At 33.4% G+C, this 23,496-nt stretch carries 22 protein-coding genes; 13 read left to right on the forward strand and 9 right to left on the reverse strand.

Annotated features, from left to right (window positions below; all coding sequences use genetic code 11):
- Positions 1–28: 28 nt before the first annotated feature.
- Both Q0409_RS05440 and Q0409_RS05445 read right to left on the reverse strand, forming a co-directional pair.
- Positions 29–619 carry a class II aldolase/adducin family protein gene (locus tag Q0409_RS05440; RefSeq protein ID WP_298535889.1) on the reverse strand — a complete coding sequence of 197 codons (591 nt, stop codon included), beginning with the start codon at positions 617–619 and terminating at the stop codon, positions 29–31.
- Between the two features lie 93 nt (positions 620–712).
- Positions 713–2,491 (reverse strand): DNA-directed DNA polymerase II small subunit, encoded by a 1,779-nt coding sequence (locus tag Q0409_RS05445; RefSeq protein ID WP_298535891.1) that lies wholly within the window; start codon positions 2,489–2,491, stop codon positions 713–715.
- Positions 2,492–2,856: 365 nt separating this feature from the next.
- Between Q0409_RS05445 and Q0409_RS05450 the strand changes: the two genes are divergently transcribed.
- The 4 genes from Q0409_RS05450 to Q0409_RS05465 all read left to right on the forward strand — a co-directional run bounded on the left by Q0409_RS05450 (position 2,857) and on the right by Q0409_RS05465 (position 7,109).
- The gene (locus Q0409_RS05450; RefSeq protein ID WP_298535893.1) at positions 2,857–3,672 is read left to right on the forward strand and encodes a hypothetical protein; all 816 of its coding nucleotides are present in this window, start codon (positions 2,857–2,859) and stop codon (positions 3,670–3,672) included.
- A 76-nt stretch (positions 3,673–3,748) separates the two neighbouring features.
- Complete coding sequence (locus Q0409_RS05455) at positions 3,749–4,879, forward strand: cysteine-rich small domain-containing protein (RefSeq protein ID WP_298535894.1); 1,131 nt, start codon at positions 3,749–3,751, stop codon at positions 4,877–4,879.
- Between the two features lie 121 nt (positions 4,880–5,000).
- Positions 5,001–5,609 carry a potassium channel family protein gene (locus Q0409_RS05460; protein ID WP_298535896.1) on the forward strand — a complete coding sequence of 203 codons (609 nt, stop codon included), beginning with the start codon at positions 5,001–5,003 and terminating at the stop codon, positions 5,607–5,609.
- 159 nt (positions 5,610–5,768) lie between these two features.
- Positions 5,769–7,109, forward strand: a complete 1,341-nt coding sequence (locus Q0409_RS05465; RefSeq protein ID WP_298535898.1) for a magnesium transporter — start codon at positions 5,769–5,771, stop codon at positions 7,107–7,109.
- Positions 7,110–7,218: 109 nt separating this feature from the next.
- Here Q0409_RS05465 and Q0409_RS05470 read toward each other — a convergent pair whose 3' ends face one another.
- The gene (locus tag Q0409_RS05470) at positions 7,219–9,534 is read right to left on the reverse strand and encodes an alkaline phosphatase family protein (protein ID WP_298535900.1); all 2,316 of its coding nucleotides are present in this window, start codon (positions 9,532–9,534) and stop codon (positions 7,219–7,221) included.
- A 330-nt stretch (positions 9,535–9,864) separates the two neighbouring features.
- Between Q0409_RS05470 and Q0409_RS05475 the strand changes: the two genes are divergently transcribed.
- From Q0409_RS05475 to Q0409_RS05495, 5 genes are all read left to right on the forward strand, one after another.
- Entirely contained in the window at positions 9,865–10,569 is a 705-nt protein-coding gene (locus Q0409_RS05475; RefSeq protein WP_298535902.1) for an ABC transporter ATP-binding protein, read from the forward strand.
- Positions 10,570–10,645: 76 nt separating this feature from the next.
- Positions 10,646–12,940: an ABC transporter permease gene (locus Q0409_RS05480; RefSeq protein ID WP_298535904.1), complete on the forward strand. Its 2,295-nt coding sequence runs from the start codon at positions 10,646–10,648 to the stop codon at positions 12,938–12,940.
- Positions 12,941–13,169: 229 nt separating this feature from the next.
- Positions 13,170–13,508, forward strand: a complete 339-nt coding sequence (locus tag Q0409_RS05485) for a hypothetical protein (protein WP_298535906.1) — start codon at positions 13,170–13,172, stop codon at positions 13,506–13,508.
- An 18-nt stretch (positions 13,509–13,526) separates the two neighbouring features.
- Positions 13,527–13,871 (forward strand): hypothetical protein, encoded by a 345-nt coding sequence (locus tag Q0409_RS05490; protein WP_295607199.1) that lies wholly within the window; start codon positions 13,527–13,529, stop codon positions 13,869–13,871.
- Positions 13,868–14,236: a HEPN domain-containing protein gene (locus tag Q0409_RS05495; RefSeq protein ID WP_298535909.1), complete on the forward strand. Its 369-nt coding sequence runs from the start codon at positions 13,868–13,870 to the stop codon at positions 14,234–14,236. The genes Q0409_RS05490 and Q0409_RS05495 overlap by 4 nt, the downstream gene beginning before the upstream one ends.
- A gap of 2 nt (positions 14,237–14,238) precedes the next feature.
- On the opposite strand, the gene pyrB is transcribed toward Q0409_RS05495, so the two are convergent.
- The 5 genes from pyrB to hisG all read right to left on the reverse strand — a co-directional run bounded on the left by pyrB (position 14,239) and on the right by hisG (position 17,487).
- Positions 14,239–15,162, reverse strand: a complete 924-nt coding sequence (gene pyrB / locus Q0409_RS05500; protein WP_298535926.1) for an aspartate carbamoyltransferase — start codon at positions 15,160–15,162, stop codon at positions 14,239–14,241.
- Positions 15,163–15,305: 143 nt separating this feature from the next.
- Positions 15,306–15,449 carry a hypothetical protein gene (locus tag Q0409_RS05505; protein WP_292787820.1) on the reverse strand — a complete coding sequence of 48 codons (144 nt, stop codon included), beginning with the start codon at positions 15,447–15,449 and terminating at the stop codon, positions 15,306–15,308.
- Between the two features lie 29 nt (positions 15,450–15,478).
- Positions 15,479–15,643: a hypothetical protein gene (locus tag Q0409_RS05510; RefSeq protein ID WP_298535911.1), complete on the reverse strand. Its 165-nt coding sequence runs from the start codon at positions 15,641–15,643 to the stop codon at positions 15,479–15,481.
- 100 nt (positions 15,644–15,743) lie between these two features.
- Complete coding sequence (locus Q0409_RS05515) at positions 15,744–16,553, reverse strand: fumarylacetoacetate hydrolase family protein (RefSeq protein WP_298535913.1); 810 nt, start codon at positions 16,551–16,553, stop codon at positions 15,744–15,746.
- A gap of 70 nt (positions 16,554–16,623) precedes the next feature.
- A complete protein-coding gene (gene hisG / locus Q0409_RS05520; RefSeq protein ID WP_298535915.1) occupies positions 16,624–17,487 on the reverse strand; it encodes an ATP phosphoribosyltransferase in 864 nt (287 codons plus the stop codon).
- 501 nt (positions 17,488–17,988) lie between these two features.
- On the opposite strand from hisG, the gene Q0409_RS05525 reads away from it, so the two are divergent.
- On the forward strand, positions 17,989–18,192 hold the full coding sequence (locus tag Q0409_RS05525; RefSeq protein ID WP_292787827.1) for a histone family protein: 204 nt from the start codon (positions 17,989–17,991) through the stop codon (positions 18,190–18,192).
- A gap of 134 nt (positions 18,193–18,326) precedes the next feature.
- On the opposite strand, the gene Q0409_RS05530 is transcribed toward Q0409_RS05525, so the two are convergent.
- Positions 18,327–19,199 (reverse strand): hypothetical protein, encoded by an 873-nt coding sequence (locus Q0409_RS05530; protein ID WP_298535917.1) that lies wholly within the window; start codon positions 19,197–19,199, stop codon positions 18,327–18,329.
- Between the two features lie 529 nt (positions 19,200–19,728).
- Between Q0409_RS05530 and Q0409_RS05535 the strand changes: the two genes are divergently transcribed.
- The 3 genes from Q0409_RS05535 to Q0409_RS05545 form a co-directional block, all read left to right on the forward strand.
- Positions 19,729–20,196 carry a hypothetical protein gene (locus Q0409_RS05535; protein ID WP_298535919.1) on the forward strand — a complete coding sequence of 156 codons (468 nt, stop codon included), beginning with the start codon at positions 19,729–19,731 and terminating at the stop codon, positions 20,194–20,196.
- 39 nt (positions 20,197–20,235) lie between these two features.
- The gene (locus Q0409_RS05540) at positions 20,236–20,697 is read left to right on the forward strand and encodes a hypothetical protein (RefSeq protein WP_298535921.1); all 462 of its coding nucleotides are present in this window, start codon (positions 20,236–20,238) and stop codon (positions 20,695–20,697) included.
- A 226-nt stretch (positions 20,698–20,923) separates the two neighbouring features.
- The coding region (locus Q0409_RS05545) for a hypothetical protein (RefSeq protein ID WP_298535922.1) at positions 20,924–23,496 on the forward strand (2,573 nt) is incomplete at its 3' end.

Raw genomic sequence — 23,496 nt, forward strand, 5'->3', positions numbered from 1 at the left:
AAATAATCATCATTAATTTTCAAGTTCATTAATAATTTTGTTCAATTGAATTCAAGACATGGGTTACAAATTGGGTTTTAGCTATTTCCTCAACGAATTCAACAAGAGCAGCAGCTTCTTTTACTGTTTCTCCAGTAGCTATAACTCCATGGTTTTTTAGGATGATTGCATCCTCTGTCTTAAGAGCTTCACTTGCAGCTTCAGCAAGTTCCTTGCTTCCAGGCTTGAAGTATTCAATATCCTTCAAGTATTCAGACTTAATGGCTCCAAATCCTTCAAGACGCTTTATTTTCTTCTTTGAAAATGCAAATCCTGTTGCATAAGGTGAATGGGTATGTGCAATTCCATAAACCTCAGGCTTTTCCCTGTATATTGCCAAGTGCATTCCAACTTCAGATGATGGCTTTCCTTTGGTTAGGAGCTCACCCTTTTCATTCACGAGAACAATGTCCTCTTCCCTTAAGTCTGCAAGGGATTTTAAAGTAGGTGTAATGGCCACTATGTCGCCGTTTTCACCTTTGAATCTTGCACTTACATTGCCAGCTTTTCCAGAGACCAATCCTCTTTCAAATACATATGCTGACATTTCAACCACGGATTTAACAATTTCCTTTTCCATATTATCATCCTTAATAAATATCAAAGTTCATAAAAAAAGCAGATAATATTAGCTATTAAATAGCCAATTATCTTAAATTTCTATTTTAATCAATTAATCAATGAATTTCAATTGCTTGTAATTGCCGCCTACATCAATTATAGGAACCTCTGCAGGGGTTGGCACGATGTTATAGATTTTCTGGAACTCTGTTTGAGTCTGGAAAGTACCTGAATTTATGCAGTGAATTCCCTTATAGTTTGTATAGGTGTTAATGTGAACGTGTCCTGTATGCAATACATCAGGGACGCTATCAATAACCAAATGATCCTCAAGCTCTGAAGCAAGTGGGGTTCTCTCACCATACAATGGAGCCAAATGCCTTTTTCTTAGGAATTCCTTCATTACAAGGTCATTGCGTTCATGTGAGAAGTCATTTGATCCCATCACCATGTCATCTATTCCTCTTCCATGGTAAATCAATACCTCAAGGCCATCCAAGCTGACAGTACTTGGATTTGATAGGAACTCTACATTATTTAGCTTGTATAATGATTTAGCGTACTTTTCAGGAACAGCTGGCTGTGGCTCTGCAACTCTTGAAGCATCGTGGTTTCCAGGAGTGATGATGATTTTAATGTCACTTCTGATATCACCAACCAAACGTGCTGCCTCATCGTATTGGGCAGTGATGTCCTTAATGGCCAATTCCTTATCCTGGTTTGGATAAACTCCAATACCGTCTACAATATCTCCACCGATAATCATATACTTAACGTTATTAGCCATTTCCCTTTGCTCTTCGCTTCCAAAATCTCCATTAAGCCATTTGGTGAATCTGACAAATGCATCTTCAAGGAATGTTGAACTTCCTATGTGGATGTCGGATGTGAATACAGTACCGAAGTCAACCTCTTTCCTATCCTTTCTTGGAACATCAGGGTCAATGAGATTTTGGCAAATTGCCAATTGGTTTTCACTTTGGCCAGCTCTTTTTTGTGCAATTACACCAATCACTTCATCTCTCATTAGGTTTCTTGCAGCTCTGATAAGCTCATCATTGTCCTTGCTTACTAAAATAGGCATGGAACCTGTATCATCTTCCACTTCAATAAGGTAATGGCCGTTTTTAGTGCTTCTGATGTCTGTAATCATTACGATTAGGTTCAAGTCAGTTTGGTTTTCAGTGATTTCATTGATCTTTTGCCAGGTTCGCAGTTCAGGTCTTTTTTCCAATATTCCAGATAATTTCTTGTATCTGTTTTGGAAGTAATCGATTAGATTTCCAATCTCTCCGCTAGTGTATGATTTATTGCTTGTGTCTTTCAGGACCTTGAATTTGTCAAAGCTGACTTTTGATTCAGTCAAGTTTCTTTTGTATTTAACTTCAACCTCTTTTGAAACCTCAGCATCTTCGATTTTCACCACATGCTCACTAGCATAGCCAGGATTGACTTTAGCTTTAATTTCTTCCTTAGGCTTTTCTTCAGCTTTAGGTTTATTAAGTTCAATGCCTTTTTCTGGTGTAGTTTGAGGTTTTAGTAAGTCTATACCCTTTTCTTCAGCTTTAGGTTTTTCAAGCTCAATACCAGTTGGCTTGTTTGTAGGAGCTTTAGTCTCCAGTGGTTTTGTTTGTATCTGTGCTGGCTTTTCAACTGCCTTAGGCTTTTCATCCATAATAGGGCTTTTCATTTCTAAATTGAGCCCTTCCATTTTCATAATGGTGTCAACATCAACTGGAACCATGTCTTTAGAATAATTTCCGCTTTTCAATTTAACAATAATTTCTGAACTTAAATTTATAGGATTTTTAGAGCTTTTGATTAAATCATATGCCTCTGGAGATAATATTATCCCTTTCCTTGCAAATTTAATTAGAATTTCAGCAGTCATGTACATTACTTCCTTATTTTTGGCAAAATCATTTTGTCGTTTTTTAGATTTTGCTCACGAAACAGTTCCATTACATTCGTCATTACATTCGTTAATGTTTTTATTTCAATCTTATAATTCAATCTTATATTTATATTATCTTTTTATTGTTAATAAAATAATCTATATTGCATTATTTTTCGATAATCTTATTATATATAAATAATATAAACTATATCATTATAAGATACTAACAATATATCTTCATCACATTTAAAACTTATTGAAGGCAATGAAAAATATAAGTTTTATTGATGAAATATAGAAATATTTGCTTATAAAAAATTTAAAATAATTAAAAAATTAATTCATAAAGGGTATATAAAATGAAAATTTCAAGAATAATACTTATCATATTGTTATTTTTTGTCTTTTTTGAAATAGGACTATTCAGTTCCTATACTTTAGCAACTGGAGAAGTTCCTGATCCAGGAGAATTAATAAATATGCAAGTCAGCACTGTAACCTCATTTTTCAGTCCTGACAATGTCGGCGGATTGCTCATTAAAGATCCGGACAATGTAAATGTAACAAATAGATATGAATTGGCTGACAAGCTATCAGAAGTGGCGGATGTAGATGGGGTCAATGTAGATAACATGACTGTCACAACCGTGGATGACACTGACAAGGATGAGTTTAATGTAACTGTAACCGCTTTCGGTTATTCCAAACCTAGTGGAAAATCCGGTTCAATCATCATCAATGGTGAGCCTGATTATAAAATCATTGCTACAGCTACTGCTGAACACAACATAAACGGTATTGAAGTTAAGTTGGATACATTGAAGGTTGATTCAATCTTGAAGATATTTGATGCTGATGACAATAGCTATTCCATATTGGATGAAGGCAATTCAAGCTCTAAGTCAAGTTCCAGCTCAAAATACAAATCAAGTTCAAGTAGCAGTTCAAGCTCCAGCTCAAGCTATAGCAGTTCAAGTTCATCCAGTTCCAGTTCCTCTGATTCAGGATCAAGTTCCTCATCTGAAGGAGGCTCTTCTTCCGGAGGATCTTCAGGAGGTTCTAGTGGCGGATCATCATCTGGTGGAGGCTCTTCCTCTGGTGGTTCATCTGGAGGGTCCACTGAATCTACAGGCGAGCTATTAGCGCCTTTATTCTATATTTTTAGCTTTAGCTAATTTTTAGCTAATCATATTTATTAAAGATTTACAAAAGATAAAAACAATAACAGAACGTCCTTAAAAAGGTGATATGATGATTAATCTTATTAGCATGGGTTCTGATATAGGAAACATTACCATAAATGCATTCAATGCCATAATTGAAGCAGATATTATAGTCAATTATGACAATATCGATTTAAGCGATTTGGATACATATTTAAAAGACAAGGAAATCATTTCAAATGGCTTAGAAAAGTCAAATGAGGTAATCGTTGGCTTGGATGAGTCAGAGTCTATTGAAGAGAATGATATCTATTCAAAACTTGAGGAATCCTATTCAAAAATAGAATTGGCCATTTCAAGGTCTCAAGACAATAATGTCGCTTTAATCTGCTCCAACAGGAGTAACATTTATGGCATAGCCAATCTATTGATTCAAATGAGCTCAAAGTATAATGATGTCGAGTTTAAGATTTATCCGGCTGTTTCCCCTATAGATTACAGTTCAGCCGTATTGGGAGCTCCATTGAATGATTTTGTAGCTATTGACTTAAACAATCCTCTCGTATCAGACAAAGAGCTTAAAAATAAGATTAGGTTGGCCTTAAAGAATGACTTTGCTTTATTCATTCACAATCCAATTGGCGACAGTGGTGACAAGGCCAATTTCAATATCTTGAAGGAAGTCATTGATGACTTCAACAATGAATTATTGGTAGGAATCGTGAATGAAGGATATAGATATGAAATCTCAAAGTTCAATGACATCAATGATGAGAGCGTTAAAGAGAATTCATCTTTGATTATAGGAAACAAGTTGACTCACAAGCTTGAGGATTATATGGTGACTTCCTCTGACTATATAGTCAAGCCTAAGTTCATTTCACAAAACATTGATTTCTTTGAAAGGTACTTGAAGGACGAGACACCTAAGGGCCTTGACTATGATTGCGAATATTTGCCATGCCATAAGGAATTGGAGGCATGTGATTTCTGTTATTGTCCTTTCTATCCATGTGCTGATGGATTGACTGGCGGTGAATGGATCAAGGACAAGGATGTATGGAGCTGTCAACACTGTGACTGGATACATCTTGAAGAGCCATGTCAGGCAGTAAGAAAAGGACTTGAAGACATTTTGGAAGATAAAAATGATTTGAAATCCAAACACATGGAACTATTGAAATTGAGACGTGAATGTCTATTGAAAACTTTAAAATAAATTTTTAATTTAATTTTTTATAAAATTAATTCAATCAATATTTTTTAATTTAATTTTTTAAATTATAGAATAATCAAATTATACTTATTTATTACATATTAAAATAAAGAAGGTTTTGAAAATGCCAAGTGTAAAAGATATTTTAATTGAAATGAAAGACATGTCGGAATTAATGGTTGATTTGGCTTATTCTGCTGTTTTATTCAACAACAAAGCTGCAGCAGAAGAGGTATTGACCCTTGAAAACAGACTCAACAGCATGAATTATGAGATCAAGAAGCAATCTCTTGTAGCTGCACGTTCCCTTGAGGATGCGGAAAAATTGACTACCTTGCTTGAGATTGCAGAAGCTGCTGAATCCATGGGAAACGCTGCAAAGGATTTAGCTGACTTGACATTAAAGGGATTCGAGCCACACCTTGTATTCAAGATGGTTATGGAAGAATCTGAAAGGAACATCATTCGTGTAAATGTTGAGGAAAGCTCTGCTTTAACAAACCAATCCTTAGGAGAATTGTTACTCCTCAACCGTACCGGTATGAGAATCATTTCCATCAGACGTGGGGATTCCTGGATTTATGGTCCTGACAAAAACACTGTTATCCTTGCAGGAGATGTTTTGATTGCTAAAGGATCCGAAACAGGAACTGAAATTATTGAAAAATTAGCAGATGGAGAAATGCATTTAGAAGATTTAGGAAATATTGAAGAATTTATTGATGACGATTAATTCAAATTTTGATTTATTGTTTGTGTACTTTTAGAGTTTATATGAATTTGATTTTTTTTATTGTTTGTGTATTTTTAGAGTTTATATGAATTTGATTTCAATTAAATTATTTATTTAATATGTATGGATGTGACACTATGATGATAGGAGGTGAACCAGTTGAAAAGTCTAATGAAGATGGTACGTCAATTTGGGGAATCTCTCATCACATTGGTTGTTAGCATTATTCTATTTTTATTCAATGCTGTAAAGTTCATCGTTTCACTTCCAGCACGTTTTGTAAGCTATATAAGAGAATTTTTAGCTGACACCGATTCTGTTTTAAAGGAAAGCCTTATCGCCCTTTCCATTTGTGCTGTAGGTGACTTGTGTGCAGGTATCATTTTAGGAAATATGGAATTCTTCCTGCAGACCTATCCTGGACTTATGGTAATCATTCCTGGAGCTATTGGAATGAGAGGAAACATCTTCGGTTCCTTCGGTTCAAGATTAAGCACTCACCTCCACATTGGTACAATATCTCCAGAATTCAAAAGGTCAGACCTTTTGGATGAAAACATTACAGCATCAATTATATTGACTATGGCTCTTTCAGTCTTGCTTGGAGCTATTGCAAAGGTAATCTGCATATTATTCAATTTCCCAAGCATAAGCCTATTTGACTTTGTATTGATTTCATTCATTGCAGGATTGATATCAACTGTAATCATGCTTCCAATTACAATGTTCATTTCACTTAAGAGTTTTGAAGGGGGTTGGGACCCAGATAACATCACAACACCTTTCATTGCAGCTGTAGGAGACTTCTTCACCTTGCCTGCAATCATTTTAAGTGTCTTGATTGTAAATCTAATAGGTTTCGATCCAATCGTCAAGATGGTATTGTTTGCAATCATTATCTTGATTACAGTGGTTTCATTGATTTCAGGATACACTGCTGACAATGAAGTAAGGCATATCGTTAGGCAATCCACTCCAGTCCTGTTCTTCTGTTCCATATTGGGAACCGTTGCAGGTGGAATATTGAACAACTCACTTAGCACACTCCTTAAGAACCAGACATTGCTGACCTTGGTTCCATTGTTCTCTGGTGAAAGTGGCGGTTTGGTAAGCATTTTAGGTGCAAGATTGTCTTCAGGTCTTCACTCAGGTTTGATTGACCCAGTCTTGAGACCTAAAAAGCACACTATGGAAAACTTCATAGCTATTGTGACATTGGCTGTAGTGATGTATCCTTTGATTGGATTCTTGGCTGAATCATCTACAATAGCTTTCAATAACATTGGTGTAGGATACCTTCAATCAATATTGATAAGCCTGCTTGCAGGTATGATCTTGATTTTAATCATGTTGCTTGTAGTCTTCTATATCTCTACCATTTCATATAGAAGAGGTCTTGATCCTGATAATATTGTGATTCCTTTATCTACAAGCCTAACAGATTCAATATCCACATTGATTTTAATTGTAGTGTCTTTAGGTCTTTTAAGCTTGATTTAATCTTGAATAGTTATTTATAATGTTTTTAGGTATTAAACTTGATTTAATTTAAAAAAATAGTTGGTTTTATTGATTAGTTATTTTAAAAAAGACCTAATTCTTTTTTATTCTATTTTTCATTCCAGGACTTTTCCATTTCACTTTTAAAGAACTTATATACATTTTCAGAACCGAATATTTCCTCTTCCAATGACCATTCGCTTGGATATAGGATGAATGGATATTGCTGGTTTCCTCCAGCACCTCCATGGCTTCCGATCAATTCCTCAAATGCATAGACCTCATCACTGTCAATGTCATATGCACTGTTTACCAAAATGTCTGGCACATGTGCGAATCCATCTGTTCTTTTAAGCTTTCTGATGGTGTTTTCTCCAAACCTGTCGAGGAAATGATTTCCATAATACTCTTCTGTGTCAAGGTAAAGCACATCATCATCTGAAAACACTATTGTATCATATATCTCAGATTTCACCATAACGAATCCTATTCCTTCATGATGGGCTAATCCACTGATGAGTCCAGGAAATGCATCCTCTATCTGCTCATATGTCATTCTATTGGACCAGTCTGTAAAATAAATCAATCCTAAATTTCCAGAAGCGAGAACCAATGTTTGAGCGGTTTTCTCACTCACTTTTGTCTTTTTTGAAAATTGTATATTCAAGTTCAAGTCAGTTGAAATGTTATTAAGTCTTTTGGCGAATGGCTCATCGCTGTTTAGGAAACTTCTTTCGCTTTTCAGTTTATTGAAATACTCTAAGGTTGAGGAGTTGTTTTTTATCTCATTGAACTTTTCACGTGGGCTTATTTCAAAGTCAAGCCTGGAATCTATCCTTTCCTTGGTGTTGTCAATTCTTGTGTCTATTTTTTCTTTTGTGTTGTCTATTCTTGTGTCTATTTTTTCTTTTGTGTTGTCTATTCTTTCCTTGGTGTTGTCTATTCTTGTGTCTATTTTTTCTTTTGTGTTGTCTATGGATTTTTCAATTCTTCTATCCACCTTTTCAAGATTGTCTTCAACATATGGCTTTAGAGAGTATTTTTCCCTAAAGTGGTCATCATTTGAGTGAAGAATACTGTGAACTGTAATGTCATCAGGCAAGAGATCCTTTACCAAATCATTCAAGCTTTCACCGTATTTTTCCTTGAATGTGAATCCATTGGATTGGCCATGGTCTGACAATACAATTATCTTGTAGGTTCTGGCAGATTTTTCCATTGCCTTTTCCAAACGCTTGAATTGCCTGTCTATTTGCCTAAGTGCATAAAATGAATCGTAATCCTCTACACCTGAATGGTGAGCTATTTCATCATAGCCCATATATGTTGCATAAATCGCATTGTAGTTTCCTGCAAGGATATCCCCGATTAAGGTGAGTGTTGTAGCTTCCCTCATGGCCACATTTGTACCTGCCCTTGCAACATAGTATGCCAATCCTCTCCACTTCAATCTAGGCTGGATGTTATTGAATAAATGTCTCATCCTTGAGGCGAATTCCATGATCATGTCAAATATGAAGAGTATCAGGATTCTTGTAATTGCATACGGCTTTGAGTACAAGTAATACCAGCTTCTTGACTTGATAGCTTTGGAAATTGCGAATTTGCTGAATGTCAATATGTGGTCTGTTGCATCACCTGAAAAGAGGTTGCTTCTGCTTGCTCCATTGTTTGAAAGAAGGCCTTTTCCATTTGATATTCTCTTTTCAATGAGTTCAGAGTTAGTCCTTCCGTTAGAGGATATTATACGATTGTCCTTTTCCTTTTCGACCCAACGGAATGCTGGAATGTTATTGTTGTTTCCATGAAGTATCCCTGCCTGTGATGAGGATGTCTGGCTTGACAAGTCTGTTTCCCATCTTGCAAGCTTATGGCTTCCATCGGATATCCATTTGGACAATGTAGGCATATCTCCATTTTCCAATGCATTTCTTAATGTATGATGGGAAAGCCCATCTATTTCAAGGAATATGAAACCTTCCTTCTCATTGGTTTTGGGGTAGATTGCCTTCATTTCCTTTTCAAGAATGTTGTGGTAATAGCTATCGTCATCATCAATGTTCAATACAAGTGAAACAAGTGAGGAAATGAGTCCAATCAGAAGGGGAACGGAAAACAATGCTATTCCATTGATATGAACGCTAGGAATGAATAGGCTTATGATGTAAAGGAGTATTCCGTCGATAAGGAATGTTCCGAATCCAAGTGTCACCACAATGAATCTAAGTGAAAAATAGCTTAATAGAGGCCATAATATGGCGTTTACTAAAGACAGCAGTATTATGACTATGAATGCGGTTCTAAAGTTAGGTATTGCTATTCCTCCAAGAGTTTTTGTAATGATGAAGAAGATGCTTACCTCCAGAACCAAGTAAACGATGAAAACAATGATTTTCTTGATCTCTTCTCTTATTGTGCTAGTCATAATATGATGCCTGTTTGAATTTATTATAAAAAGTTTATCTTCCTATCCTAATATATGATTTTTATTTTATTAAATATTTTTTTAGTTGAATTGTTAAGTATATTAAGTATTCTTTCTATAATATTAATGGGAAGTTTTATATTGTTTAAAAGATTGTATAAAATATTTTTTTAGAAATTTATAATTCATTCGAAATAAAATTGAATGTTCATATCATATAATATTTTGGTATACCTAAATATTTATATAATTTAAAATATAAATTATATGCTGATAATATTTAATTTGATAATTAATCATCTTGCTTAATCATTTTTTTAGAGGGTTGACATGTCAACAATGATAGAATTTGAAAACGTATCCAGAATCTATAAAAGCGGAGACCATGAATTGAAGGCATTGGATAATTTAAGCCTTAAAATCGATAAAGGGGAATTCGTTGTTATTTTAGGACCATCCGGTGCAGGTAAATCCACCTTATTGAATCTGCTAGGTGGCTTGGATTCAGCTACAAGCGGAAAGATAATAGTTGATGGGCAAAACATTGTAGATTTTGATGATGATGAATTGACAAAATACAGAGCCAAAAGCGTTGGCTTCATATTCCAGTTTTATAACCTGATTCCAAACTTGACTGCAAAGGAAAACGTTGAATTGATGAAGGATATCACAGATGTGGATGTCAATGGTGATGAGATCCTTGAATCCGTAGGCCTTACAGGCCATGGAAACCAATTCCCAGCTCAACTTTCAGGTGGTGAACAGCAAAGGGTCTCAATTGCAAGGGCTTTGGCAAAGGAGCCTGCAATGCTACTTTGTGATGAGCCGACTGGAGCTCTTGATTCAAATACTGGTGTATTGATTCTTTCATTGCTTCAAAACAAGTGCCATGAGAAGGACACAACTGTAGTTATTGTAACACACAACTCAAAGCTTGCTGATGCAGCTGACAAGTTGATTAGAATCAAAAACGGAAAGATTGAAAGTGTTACTGTCAATGAAAATCCTTTAGATGTTAATTTGATTGAATGGTAAGTAATTCTTTCTTTTTAAAAGTGATAATATAATTTGATTGAATGGTAGGGATGCCTTTCTTTTTAAAAGTGATAATATGAAAATGCTATTTAGGAAAATGCTACGTGATTTCAAGGATCATAAGGCCCAGTTTCTCTCTATTTTTTTAATGGCTCTTATAGGAGTCTTTGCATTTACAGGAATCAGCGGTGAAGTTGTAGGTATGGTGGAAGTATCAAGCAGCTATTATGAAGACACCAACCTTGCTGATGGCTGGATCTATGGAGAGGAAATAGCTGATGATGTATTTTCCGACATAAAGTCCATGGATGAGATCAAGGATGCCCAAAGGGAGATGGTAGTCAGCACGGTTGCCAATTACTCTTCAGACCCTGACATCACTCTACATATTGTAGAGGGAAAGCAAAACATCTCTAAATTCTATCTTTTCAAAGGGCAAGACTTCAACCCAAATGATGAGGAAGGAATCTGGATTGACAAAAGGTTTGCAGATGGCCGTAATTTGGATATTGGAGATAAGATCACCTTAAAGTTCGATGGAAAGAAAGTCTCTAAAACAGTTAGGGGCATAATGTATTCACCGGAATATGTCTATTATATCCAAGAAGGCAGTTTGCTTCCAGACTTTTCTCAAGTGGGCTTTGCATACATGCCATCTAAAGGTGCTGATTTTGACATTGTGTACAATACAATAGCTCTCGATGGCTATGAGGAATTGGATGAGAAGGATTTCAAGTCTGCATTGGAAGAGAAATTAGGCCAAAAGGCATATGTTCAGTATGTAGACCGTGACAATAATGTTGGAATAAAGACATTGCAGGATGAGATATCACAACATCAAATGTTTTCAGGAATCTTCCCTGCAATATTTGTTCTTGTATCCCTTTTGACTTTGGTTACAACCATGTCCCGTGTCATTTCAGCTCAAAGGATGCAGATAGGTACCCTAAAGGCTATGGGTTACAGCAACAAGTCAATAGTCCTTCACTATCTCTCTTATGGATTCGTATTGTCCTTAACCGGTTCTGTTATAGGGCTTATTATAGGGCCTTTGACCATACCTTATCTATTCTATCCAACAATGTCTTCAACATATTCACTTCCACGTTGGGGACCTTCATGGGACATCAGCTTCTTTATCGTTGCAGGATTGATGGTTGTCTCTTCAGTATTGATAAGCTACATTTCAGTGAAGGGAATCAGTGATGAGAACCCTGCAGAAACAATCAGGCCAAAGGCTCCAAAGCTCGTAAGTTCAGGCCTTATTGAAAGGACAAAGATATGGAAAAGGTTCAGCTTCAATGAAAGATGGAACTATAGGGATGCAAAAAGGAACAAGACCAGAGCTATAATGAGTGTCTTTGGAGTGTTTGCATGTGCCCTTTTGGTAATGTCTGCATTTGGAATGGTTGATTCAATCAACGATGTTGAGGATTGGCAGTACAATCAGATCTATAACTTCAATTCTAAGCTTATATTGGAGGAAAACATCACAGATTCACAATTGGATCATATCCTGGATGAGACTGGCGGTGAAGGAATCAGGGAAGAGGCCATAGAATTGAAGTACAAGGGAATCAAGAAGACAGGAACCCTTACGGTAATGAACGATTCTGAGTATTACAAGGTTACGGATGCCAATAGAAACTATATTAGTCTTGATCCTAAGGGAGTGGCCATTTCAGACAAGATGGCTGAAGTCCTTGGATTGAAGGTAGGAGATAAGGTAAGGTGGCATGTTGCAGGAAACCCTAAATGGATTGACTCTGAGATTACAGAAACCTATTCCATCCCATTTGGACAAGGATTGATAATGTCTCCAAAGACATTTGACAAGGAGGGTGGAGATGATTACAATTATAGCTCAAATGTTGTCCTCACTAAGGAAAATGTCAGCAAAAACTATACTGGAGTAAGCAGCATTACAACAAGTGAAGACATCAGAAAGGGATGGAACACAATGACTGAAGCATTGGACTTGATGGTCAGTGTCCTCACCACCTTTGCAATTGTCTTGGCAGTTGTGGTATTGTATAACTTAGGCCTGTTGTCATTCACTGAGATTCAAAGGGAACTTGCAACCCTTAAGGTTCTTGGATTCAATTCAAAAAGCTTGAGAAGGCTATTGCTTACTCAAAACCTATGGTTCTCAACCATTGGATTTATTCTAGCTATTCCAGGAGCTTATATCCTGATGGCAATCATGATGGGGTCAACTGGTGATGAGTATTGCTTCCCAATCAACATTTACTTATGGAACTTTGTAGCTAGCTTCTTGATCACATTCGGTTTATCTGTTCTTGTTAATCTGGCATTTTCAAGAAAGATCAAGAAGGTGAATATGGTTGAATCCTTGAAGAGCAATGAATAGATTTTCATAATTTTTCTTTTTTTATTTTAATTATAATTTTTCATTTTTCCCATGGTTTACTATATAAAACTATATCTGTTAAAATCACTCTAATTTTACTATATCATTGTAATATTGATTTAATTTCGTTAAAAAGACTTTTTAGTTTAGTTACCTTTAAATATAACTTTTTTTAAAGTATTATTTAAGAAATAAAGATTTTTAATTAATTTTTAAAAAAGGTGATATTTTGTTAATTCATGAAAGTAAAAAGGGGTGTGTATTGGATAATTTTAAATTGATAAATCGTGATGAGATAATAAATTTTATAAGTTCTCATAATGGATTATTGGAATTGATAGAAAAGGCATATCCTTTGCTAAAAAGCTATTTTCCAAAATATTCTTATTGTTTATTATATTCAATAGATCCTGAAATTATCAATCTCGAGCATATCATGCTATTTATCAATGGTGATGAAAAGGTTTATGATGAGGATTGTTTGAGATTAAAAGAATTGGAAAATGAAATAGAGAAATTGAAAGTTTCTAATTGCAATGTTAAGCCATTACTTTTAGTTGATATATGATTTGATACAAGTGATAGTATGTTAATTGAAGAAAATAAAAGAGATTGCATATTAGATAATTTTAAATTAATCAATCAAAAAGAAATCATTGATTTTATCCGTTCAAATACTGGATTATTGGAGTTAATTGAGAAAGTCTATCCTTTGCTTGAATCTTATTTTCCAGATTATTTCTATTCATTATCATATGCAACTGATCCTGAAATAAAGGATTTGGAAGATTTGATGCTATGCATTCATGGTGATGAAAAGGAATTTAAAAGCAATCGTAAGAAGTTGCATGATTTAGAAAGGGAAATAGATGGATTGAAAGTCTCTAACTGCAAGGTAAAGCGTTTGCTATTAGTAGAGGTATTGTTTTGACTTTCAGTTGGGATAAATTTTATGATGTTGGAAGTTGTATGAAAAATATTTCCAAAAAGGAAGAGTATCAGCGTTCTGCAGTTGGTCGTTTTTATTATGCTGCTTTTGGTTTAGTGAAGAATTATTATGAGGAAAAATATCAAAAAACTGTTCCTTCTAATGATTCTCATTCATTTCTAATAAAGGAATTGGAAAAATCTTACGGTGATGAGAGGACTTTAGGTGAAAACTTGAGAAAAATTAGAAGATTTAGGAATTATGCTGATTATGATAATAAGTTCTATATTAAAAATGTTGGAGTCAGCGAAGAAATCTATAATGAGATTATTATATTATTGAATAATTTGAATAAAAAAAGTAAATGATATTACTCATACCTATGAGTAATCAAGTTTCTTAAGATAGCCATTCTTACTGGAATTGCATTTGCAGCCTGTTCAAAGTACTTGTTGTACTTTGTATCGTCAACATCATATGCAATCTCATCTATTCTTGGAAGTGGGTGCATGACGATAAGGTCCTTTCCTTCAAGCAATTCCTTATTTATCAGGTAAGCTCCCTTGATTTGTTCGTATTCCTCTTCGTCAGGGAATCTTTCCTTTTGGATTCTTGTGACGTATAGAACATCAACATCATCAATTACATCCTTAAGGTTGTTTGTTTCCTTGAACTTGATATTGTTCTCTTCAAGGTCATGCAATGTTTCCTTAGGCATCTTAAGCTGGTCCGGTGAGACAAATGTCATCTCCACATCATACATTCCTAAAGCGTATGAGAGGGAATGTACGGTACGGCCGTATTTCAAGTCTCCAAGAAGCGCTATGTTCAATCCGTCTATTTTTCCGAAGTGCTTTTTGATTGTGTATAAATCCAATAATGTCTGGGTTGGGTGTTGGCCTGCACCGTCACCTGCATTTATGATTGGAACATCGACGATATCAGATAGGAAACGTGACACACCTTCAAGGTCGTGCCTTATTACAATTGCATCACAGTATGATTCAAACATCTTAGCTGTATCAGCTATGCTTTCCCCTTTAGCCACTGAACTTATTGAAGTGTCTCCAAGTTCAATGCATTCCCCTCCAAGCCTTTTCATGGAGGCTTCAAAGGAAAGTCTTGTTCTTGTTGAAGGTTCGTAGAATAAGAGCCCTAATATTTTTCCTTCAAGCTCTCTGGATAGCTTTTTTGATTTAGCAACATCTTCGAGTTTGCTAGCTTCATCTAAGATGAATTCAATTTCCTCTTTTTTAAAATCCTTTAATGAAATAAGGTTTTCATGGCCAAATATATTATTACACTCCTTAGATTTACACTTGGAATAGTGATCTTATAAATAAAATGAAAAAAATAGAAAATATGAATTTAATTTTAAAAAAAATGAAAAAAAGTTTTTAATTAGATTAAAAACCTTTTAATTCCTTCACCATGTTTTTAGAATATGTATCCTAGCAATGCCATGATGATGAATACAAGAATTGCTATAATAAACACTTTCATGCCGATTTTCATCATCCATTTCAATAGCCCAAATATAATCATCAATAGTATAGCTATTATTATAATCTCTATAATCATGTTTTCACCAAGCTATATAAAAAGGATACTTAAGGAGCTATTTCGTCTCCTTTGAACCATCCGATGATTCCTACAATAACGGAAATGATGATTCCTAAAATTAACATTTTCCAAAAGTGGTGCATAAAGAATCCTATTATTGGGAATAAAAAGAATAATACGATCGCACATAAACAAATTTTATTTAATTCCATATTTTCACCTCTTTTTTAAGAACTCCTTTTTGAAAAAGGTGTTCTGTTTAATAATATTACTAAAGTATTATAATAATTTATCTATTTTATTCAATTTTGTTCATTCTTCTTTGATTAAATAGCTCTTTAATGTTCCAATGTCTTCTATTGTCACTTCAACAATGGAATCTGCCTTCATTTCACCTACACCTGGAGGTGTTCCTGTAGCTATCACATCTCCTGGATTCAATGTCATTGTCTGTGAAACGTATGAGATGATTTCCTGTGGAGAGAATATCATTTGTGAAGTGCTTGAGTTTTGTCTTGTTTCTCCATTTACCTTGGTTATGATCTTTTGATTCAATGGGTCAAGGGCTGTTTCAATATATGGCCCTATTGGAGCAAAGCCGTCACAGCTTTTTCCTCTTGTCCATTGGCCATCTCCAAGGGTGAAGTCCCTTGCTGTAACGTCATTTATTATTGTGTATCCGAAGATGCAATCATCCGCTTCTTCTACACTGACTTGTTTGCTTGTTTTTCCTATTACAACAGCAAGCTCTCCTTCATAATCTATTTGCTTTGACACTTTAGGATAGACGATTATGTTGTCTGTTCTATTTACTGTAGTGGATGGCTTTATGAATATTACAGGGCTTTCAGGCAGCTCAAGATTCAATTCCTTTGCATGATCCTTGTAGTTGAGGCCAATGCAGACTATTTTAGATGGTTCAGTTGGAGACAGTATTTCAATGTCATCTAAGCTGTGTGATGATACCATATTGTCTAAAATGAATTTTATGTCCTTATTGAAGTAGTCTAAGATGTCTCCCTTTAGTTCGATGACTTTGCCTTCATCGTCTAGGAAACCTGATTTGGTTTTTAAGTCATTGTTTAGACTATCGGCCTTGTTCTTGAATCTTAGGAATTTCATTTAATCACTGAAATGATTATTTTTTTCAATTAAAATCTTCATATTAGGAATTTCATTTAACCACAGTAATTTATTGAATGATCCTTTCTATTGGAACTACAAGAATGTCACGTGCTCCTGCATTTCTAAGCTTGTTTACAAGCTCGAACACTTCGTCTTCAGCTACCACTGCTTGAACTGCCATTGTTTCCTCTTTTGACAGGACTTCAGATACGGTTGGTCCGCTCATTGCAGGCATGACCTTTTGAACTTCACATAGGTCCTTTTTAGCCACATTCATCATGATCAATTTCTTTCTTCCAGCTTCAAGCACACCTTGAATGGAGGTGCTTACAGCTTCCACAAGGTTTTTCTTCTCTTCAAATGACTTCTTGTTTGCAATTAATTTGATTGAGCTTTCAAGGATTGTGTCAACAATCTTCAAATGGTTCATGTTGAGTGTGGTTCCTGTGCTTGTAAGGTCTGTGATTGCATCAGCTATTCCAATGAATGGAGCTATTTCAGTTGATCCTGTAAGCTTTACAATCTTGATGTCCAAGTTGTTTTCCTCTAGGTACTTTCTAGTGAGATTTGGGAACTCTGTAGCTATTGTCATTCCGTCTTTTAAGTCATCTTTTGTTTCTATTTCACTGTCATCAGGTGAAGCGAGAACTAATTTTGTTGCTCCAAAGTTCAAATCCAAGAGTATTTCAACATCTGCATCGTTTTCCTCTATGAGATCGTATCCTGTGATTCCCATATCACAGATTCCCTCATCCACAAATTCAGGTATGTCTGCAGCACGTGCAAACATCACGTCTATGTCTTCGTTGTAAGTTTGTGAGAATAATTTTCTGTTTGTGCTGTCCTTGAGGCCAAGTCCTGCCTTTTCCAGGATTCTTACTGCAGGATCACTGATTCTGCCCTTTGACGGCACTGCAATTTTCAGTTTCATGATTTCATCCATTTAATTATTTTTTATCTACAATTATTTTAGTTTTATTTCTATATAATATTAATCAATTTATGGAATTTTTTCCAATGTTTGAATTATGAATAATTTTAATATTTTTTCATCGTTTGTATATATTTATAGATTAATTTAGACTTTTGTTTAATTTCAATCTATACTAACAAATTTTTTTTATCATATATAAATAGTTAGAATGTTAATTTGTACTATATATAGTTTATGTTTTTTAATTATAAATCATTATAATTAGTGGATTCAAATTCTATATTCTAATATATCATATTTTCTTAATTAAGGGCGTAAAAAGGGCTATTTTTTAGAAACCTTTATATACTAGTAAATATTAAGATAATATTGTACTTATGAAAAAAAGCTTGTTCAGCTAGTATTTTTTAAAAATATGAACTCTGAATAAGTTTACACTAATTATTGCATTAGTAATAAGTATAGTTTTTTAAAATAAAATTATGGAGAATGATATTTATGGCAATTCCTGTAGCTCCTATCGGAAGAATCATTAAAGATGCTGGTGCTGAAAGAGTAAGCGAAGACGCTAAAAAAGAATTAAACGCTTACGTAGAAGCACAAGCTGCTAAAGTTGCTAAAAAAGCTATCAAATTCGCAGAATTAGCAAAACGTAAAACCGTTAAAGCTGAAGACATCGAATTAGCTATTAGCGAATTATAGACCCAGCTTTTCCGCTCCTTCGGAGCGCAAAACCTGGACCAAAATTCTTATCACTATTATTTAGTGATAAGCATTTTACTTTTTACTGTTTTTTTATATTTTTTTACATTTTTTTCAAGATCCTATTTTTAGATTTATTTTGAGCATTGTTGTTTTAGTTTTTCATACTCTTTTTGATTTAGTTTTGTTATTCTTTTTATTGTTTCGTCATCTAGTCCTTCTTTTATGAGGTTTTTTGCTATTTGATTTTTTATAATTATTTTTCCTTCGTCTATTCCTTCTTCGTAGTATATTCTATATATTCTTCCTAGTATTCCTTCAAAATCAAGTGCACTTTTCTCTATCATATTCATCACTTCCTTATATTCCTCATCATCCGTTACGAATTTTTTAGCTAAAAATGATTGGAGAACTGCTGTGTGTAACTTATCTGTTTCATTCATTTTTGCATGGCATGTTAACTCGATTGATTTGATTAGCAATTCTTTAGGTGATCTTTTTGATTTCATAAATGTAAGTATTCTTAAATCCCCTATTTCCGATTTACTAAGCTCTTCGTTGTTATTATTTTTCAAACTTATATTATTTATAGTTTTATCTCCATCAAAGCTCTTAAACGATTTATAAGGTATAGTAAACCTGTCATTGTTGTGCCAATTTAAAATAAACTCATCATTGTCCTTATAATGAGTGCTAAGGATTAATGTGTGGACTTTTCTTCTATATTTAGTGCTCATATAACATGCATAGTCAAAAAATTTTTCCTTATCTTCCTTTCTTATTGCTGTTGAATGTGCTTCTAGACTAATTATGTCATTATTGTCCAATTGCCCAAAGAAATCTGCCCTTCTTTCCTTTCCATCATATGTCACGATCTTGGTTGGACAAGGTCTCACTATTTTATATGGAAATCCAAATTTTTCAAGAATTGAATTTATTCCAGGATATAGAAGGCAAAAGTATTTGTCTTCAATTTTTTCCAAATCTATTTTTTCATTATTTTTCATTGTTTCGCCAAAATAATCTATAAATAATCCTAATTTAAAGTTTATGTTATTTAAATTAATTAGTTTTTTTAAATATTGGATTTCAATTGTTTTTTAATATTATAACGAAATTAAAACAATCTTTCAATCTGATATTCATTTTCCGAAAGATTTAAATATAACAATTGTTATATTATAGTATAGAGAAATATAACAATCGTTATATTTTTTCTAAAGAAGAAATTTTAATCATTTCTAAAATTTCTTTTTTTAAAAAACGATACCCTCCTTAATATGCAATTTTATTGCTAAAGACATAGTTTTATCGCTCTTAAAACACAAATCATAACACACATTAAAAACACGATATGATTAAAATAATGCAATCTCCTAAAAAGTAATTTCTTGTACAAGTCTTCAAATCTCAATCATTTTATTATTATTTTAATCATATTAACTACTTTTTTTATTTTATTTTATTCAATTTTTTAGCCAATTTTATAAAAATTTATTAAAAACAAATAATAAATCCTAAATTAAAGGTGATTGAATGAGGTTTAAATATTTGTTTTTATCCATGCTTCTTTTAATATTGGCATTCAACATGGGAGCTATTGCAGCTGAAGATGCAACTATAGGGGATTATAGCTTCACAATACCTGAAGACTATAATATTACAAACCAGACTGATGATGTGATCCTTTTGGAGGATTCCGTTCAATACTACTCCCTTTCCATAACAGACGTCAAGGAAAATTTGGACAATGAAGAGATATTGAAAAGGCTCATGTCACAGGGATATGAATTGGAGAAGGAAGGCAATTCCACAAAGGGAATATTTAATGTGACTGAATATACCTATAACTTTAAGGATGCATATTACGGTTTCCTATACATCTGTGAAAATGGGGATGACAAGCTTGTAATAACCCATGGGACTTCAGGTGAGGACGAGTACTTCCTAAGCGCTCCGGATTTCGATGTAAATGACATTCTTGAGTCAATGAAGAAAAATTGATTTTAATTTTTTATTTTTAAAAAATATAAGGTGATAACGATGAGATTTAAGTATTTGTTTTTAGGCTTAATGCTTTTGATTTTGGCAGGAAGCATGACAGCTATTGCAGCTGCAGATGACTATGAGTCATTAGGTGACTATACCTTTGACATTCCTGATGGATATCAAGTGACAGATAAGACTGATGAAATGGTGACAATGCAAGTTGATGAGGATCATCCTATTATTGTTTATAAATTGGATTCAGTAGCTGATGTTGATTCCTTCATCTCACTTTTGGAAACTACTGGATGTAAATTAGTAAGCGAGGATGCTTTCCAAGCTGGAAGCTTTAATGTAACTCCATACGGCTACACTTACTTAGACGCTCAAGGATTTTTCTACATCTGTGATGATGGAAAAGGAACTCCTATTTTAGTTGCAAGTTCAGGTCCATCAACTGAAGATCCTTTGACTGTAGATGATAATCCTGCAAGAATAGTTGTTGATTCTTTAGAATAAGTGTTTTCACTTATTCTCTTTTTTTATTTTAAAGTCACAATAAATTTTTTTCTTTTTTTACAAAACTTTATATATTACAATGCTCTTTTTATTGTAACTAATATAATGAATAATTTTATAATTTAGTAAAAACAAATTCTATTATATAAAATATTTTGGGGGTTGTAGTATAACAATTGATTATGGTGAATATCAAAGGTTTGCTGATATTTTAACTGAAGATATTATGTTAAAATTAATTGGTAAACATGATAATTTTTTAAGATTTAAGGAGACTCATACTCCTTCAAGAACTATTTTTGTAGGAAATTTGCAAGAAGCAAACAGTGTTGATATCAATGATTCTAAATCAGTGAGTTCAAACTCTTTATCCGTAAAATTTTTATTGGACAATTTAATTGATAAAATTGATGTTGATTTATCATTATCTATTTTTTATAGGGTTTATCCTACTTTTGAAGAACAACAAAAATTTATAGAAACAAATTATAAAGAACCAGATGAGAGAAAAAAATTTGGCATGGCTAATATTTGGAGAAGAAAAGATATTACTATTAATACAATAAGTTTTAATGAAGATGAAATTGTTAAAGTAAATCTAAAGCCATATATCACTGATATTTTAGATTCTGATGAATTATATTTAGGGTCTAAAGATATTCCTGTAAGTTTTATTGAAAATGAAGAAAAATTCAATTCGTTCATTGAAAACATTACTCGTAAAAAGAAAGATTTCTTAAATTGGGAAGTTGAGATTCGTTTAAAAACTCAAAATTTTACCCAAAAAGGAGAAAAATTAAAATTATGTACTATTTCTTTAGAAAATAAGTCCAGAAGTCCTGAAGATAATCCTAAATTATATGATGGGGATATCTTTGCACCTTCTTTTGATATTAATTTAAATAATAATATTTCAGTTCCTTTTGTTTATAATTATGAGCATGATGGACACAAAAGGGTATATGAAGAATATTTAAGATGTATAAATTGTCAAGGACAGTTAGAAAAGAATCACATAATAACTTCTGCTTATTCTTCATACCCCCAACCTAAAGTTGTTCCAAAATCTCAAATTAAAGGAGCGGATATTAGTTTTAAAACTTTATCCATGGAAAAAGGAGTGGAAGAACTAGAAAAAATTCTTTCTTTAATGAATGAACATCTTGCGAATTGCGAATTATATTATGAAAAGGATAAATCCGAAATTAAATATGATTCTGAGTATAAAGAAGGAATTTCTAATTTTAGGAATATGAGAGATAATTTTTCTCAAGGAATAAAAAAATTAAAAAATGATGGAAATATTTTAAAAGCTTTTTTATTGATGAATAAAGCATTTGAAAACAATTCCCAAGATAAAGCTTACCATTCCTGGAGATTGTTCCAGATTGTTTTTATTGTTTCAGAGTTAGTCGATGTGGTAGATAAGTCTTATTCTAAGGATACTTGTTCATTATTACATGTCATGACTGGGGGAGGCAAATCTGAAGCATATTTCGGCTTAGTTATCTTTTCAGCATTTTATGATAGATTAAGTGGAAAAACATTTGGTGTTACTGCATTTACAAAGTTTCCATTAAGAATGTTATCTATTCAGCAATTACAAAGGATTGCTAATATTTTTATTTGGGCTGAAGAAATAAGAAAAGAAGAAAATTTGGGCGGAGAACCATTTTCTATCGCTTACTATGTTGGTTCTACTGATGAGGAGTTTCCTGATTATAATTATAAGGTCATTCGTATCATGGAAAGAGATAGAATGAATGACAAATTAACACCTGGAAAAATAATTGATGAATGTCCTGTTTGTCCTAATCACCCTCCAGTATATTTATCTATTGATCTTGATAACCAAACAGTTGTTCATAAATGTAGTGAATGTGGGCGCGAATATCGCTTGTATTTTAGTGATGATGAAATTTATAGGATGATTCCAACATTTATTGTCTCTACAGTAGATAAACTTGCTGCTGTATCTTCAAATAGAAGATTTAAAAATTTATTTGGTGGAAAAATTGACAAATGTCCTGATGGTCATGGATACAATTCTAGAAACGACATCTGTTTTTATAAGGATATTAATGGTAAGCAATGCAAGATGACTGGAGAACCTGTCAATGTTAGTTTTAACACAGGCCCTAGTTTAATGATACAAGATGAAATGCACCTTATACGTGAAGGATTTGGTACTATAGATTCTCATTTTGAGTCCATGTTTGAAAATTTAGAACAGGAAATGGCAGGATCTACATTTAAAAGAATAGCTATGACTGCAACAGTTGCTGGTGCAGAAAATCAGATAAAAGAATTATATGATAAGAAAACGGTTGTTTTTCCTCCAAAATTGATGAATTCTAAGGGTGAAGACTTCTTTTTTGATTATGAGAAGGATGATGAAGGAAAACCTAAAATTCAAAGACAAATTATTGGAATTAAACCTAATCAATCTGTAGTTTCTCCTTTAACTGCTATATTGAGATATTCTGCTCAATTTTTTAAATATTTGGAGGAAAATTTAGAGGATTTTGCTGATGAGCATAACTTTGATGTTAGTGTCTTAGAAGAAGTCAAGGAGTATTATAAACAAATTTTAACTTATCATAGAAAGAAAGATGCGACACAAGTTGTAAAATATTTTGCAAAGAGCTTTATTAATGGTCGTGAAGACTCTTATGATATTGAAGCCCGCTCATTAACTGGAGAAAATGATTTAGATTATATTAAGGAAACTATTGATTTAGTTGATGGTTTTTATGATAATCCAAATAATAAAGATAAATTATTGGCTGTAAATGCTAC

Source organism: uncultured Methanobrevibacter sp. (assembly GCF_937898925.1).
Classification (GTDB): domain Archaea; phylum Methanobacteriota; class Methanobacteria; order Methanobacteriales; family Methanobacteriaceae; genus Methanobrevibacter.

What these genes read in the sequence shown, in the direction of transcription:
- Q0409_RS05455 (WP_298535894.1), top strand. Translation starts at nt 3,749, where the DNA reads ATGATTAATCTTATTAGCATGGGTTCTGATATAGGAAACATTACCATA.
- Q0409_RS05475 (WP_298535902.1), top strand. Translation starts at nt 9,865, where the DNA reads ATGTCAACAATGATAGAATTTGAAAACGTATCCAGAATCTATAAAAGC.
- Q0409_RS05460 (WP_298535896.1), top strand. Translation starts at nt 5,001, where the DNA reads ATGCCAAGTGTAAAAGATATTTTAATTGAAATGAAAGACATGTCGGAA.
- Q0409_RS05470 (WP_298535900.1), bottom strand. Translation starts at nt 9,534, where the DNA reads ATGACTAGCACAATAAGAGAAGAGATCAAGAAAATCATTGTTTTCATC.
- Q0409_RS05525 (WP_292787827.1), top strand. Translation starts at nt 17,989, where the DNA reads ATGGCAATTCCTGTAGCTCCTATCGGAAGAATCATTAAAGATGCTGGT.
- Q0409_RS05530 (WP_298535917.1), bottom strand. Translation starts at nt 19,199, where the DNA reads ATGAAAAATAATGAAAAAATAGATTTGGAAAAAATTGAAGACAAATAC.
- Q0409_RS05445 (WP_298535891.1), bottom strand. Translation starts at nt 2,491, where the DNA reads ATGACTGCTGAAATTCTAATTAAATTTGCAAGGAAAGGGATAATATTA.
- Q0409_RS05540 (WP_298535921.1), top strand. Translation starts at nt 20,236, where the DNA reads ATGAGATTTAAGTATTTGTTTTTAGGCTTAATGCTTTTGATTTTGGCA.
- Q0409_RS05450 (WP_298535893.1), top strand. Translation starts at nt 2,857, where the DNA reads ATGAAAATTTCAAGAATAATACTTATCATATTGTTATTTTTTGTCTTT.
- Q0409_RS05535 (WP_298535919.1), top strand. Translation starts at nt 19,729, where the DNA reads ATGAGGTTTAAATATTTGTTTTTATCCATGCTTCTTTTAATATTGGCA.
- Q0409_RS05490 (WP_295607199.1), top strand. Translation starts at nt 13,527, where the DNA reads ATGTTAATTGAAGAAAATAAAAGAGATTGCATATTAGATAATTTTAAA.
- hisG (WP_298535915.1), bottom strand. Translation starts at nt 17,487, where the DNA reads ATGAAACTGAAAATTGCAGTGCCGTCAAAGGGCAGAATCAGTGATCCT.
- Q0409_RS05510 (WP_298535911.1), bottom strand. Translation starts at nt 15,643, where the DNA reads ATGGAATTAAATAAAATTTGTTTATGTGCGATCGTATTATTCTTTTTA.
- Q0409_RS05480 (WP_298535904.1), top strand. Translation starts at nt 10,646, where the DNA reads ATGAAAATGCTATTTAGGAAAATGCTACGTGATTTCAAGGATCATAAG.
- Q0409_RS05515 (WP_298535913.1), bottom strand. Translation starts at nt 16,553, where the DNA reads ATGAAATTCCTAAGATTCAAGAACAAGGCCGATAGTCTAAACAATGAC.
- Q0409_RS05505 (WP_292787820.1), bottom strand. Translation starts at nt 15,449, where the DNA reads ATGATTATAGAGATTATAATAATAGCTATACTATTGATGATTATATTT.
- Q0409_RS05440 (WP_298535889.1), bottom strand. Translation starts at nt 619, where the DNA reads ATGGAAAAGGAAATTGTTAAATCCGTGGTTGAAATGTCAGCATATGTA.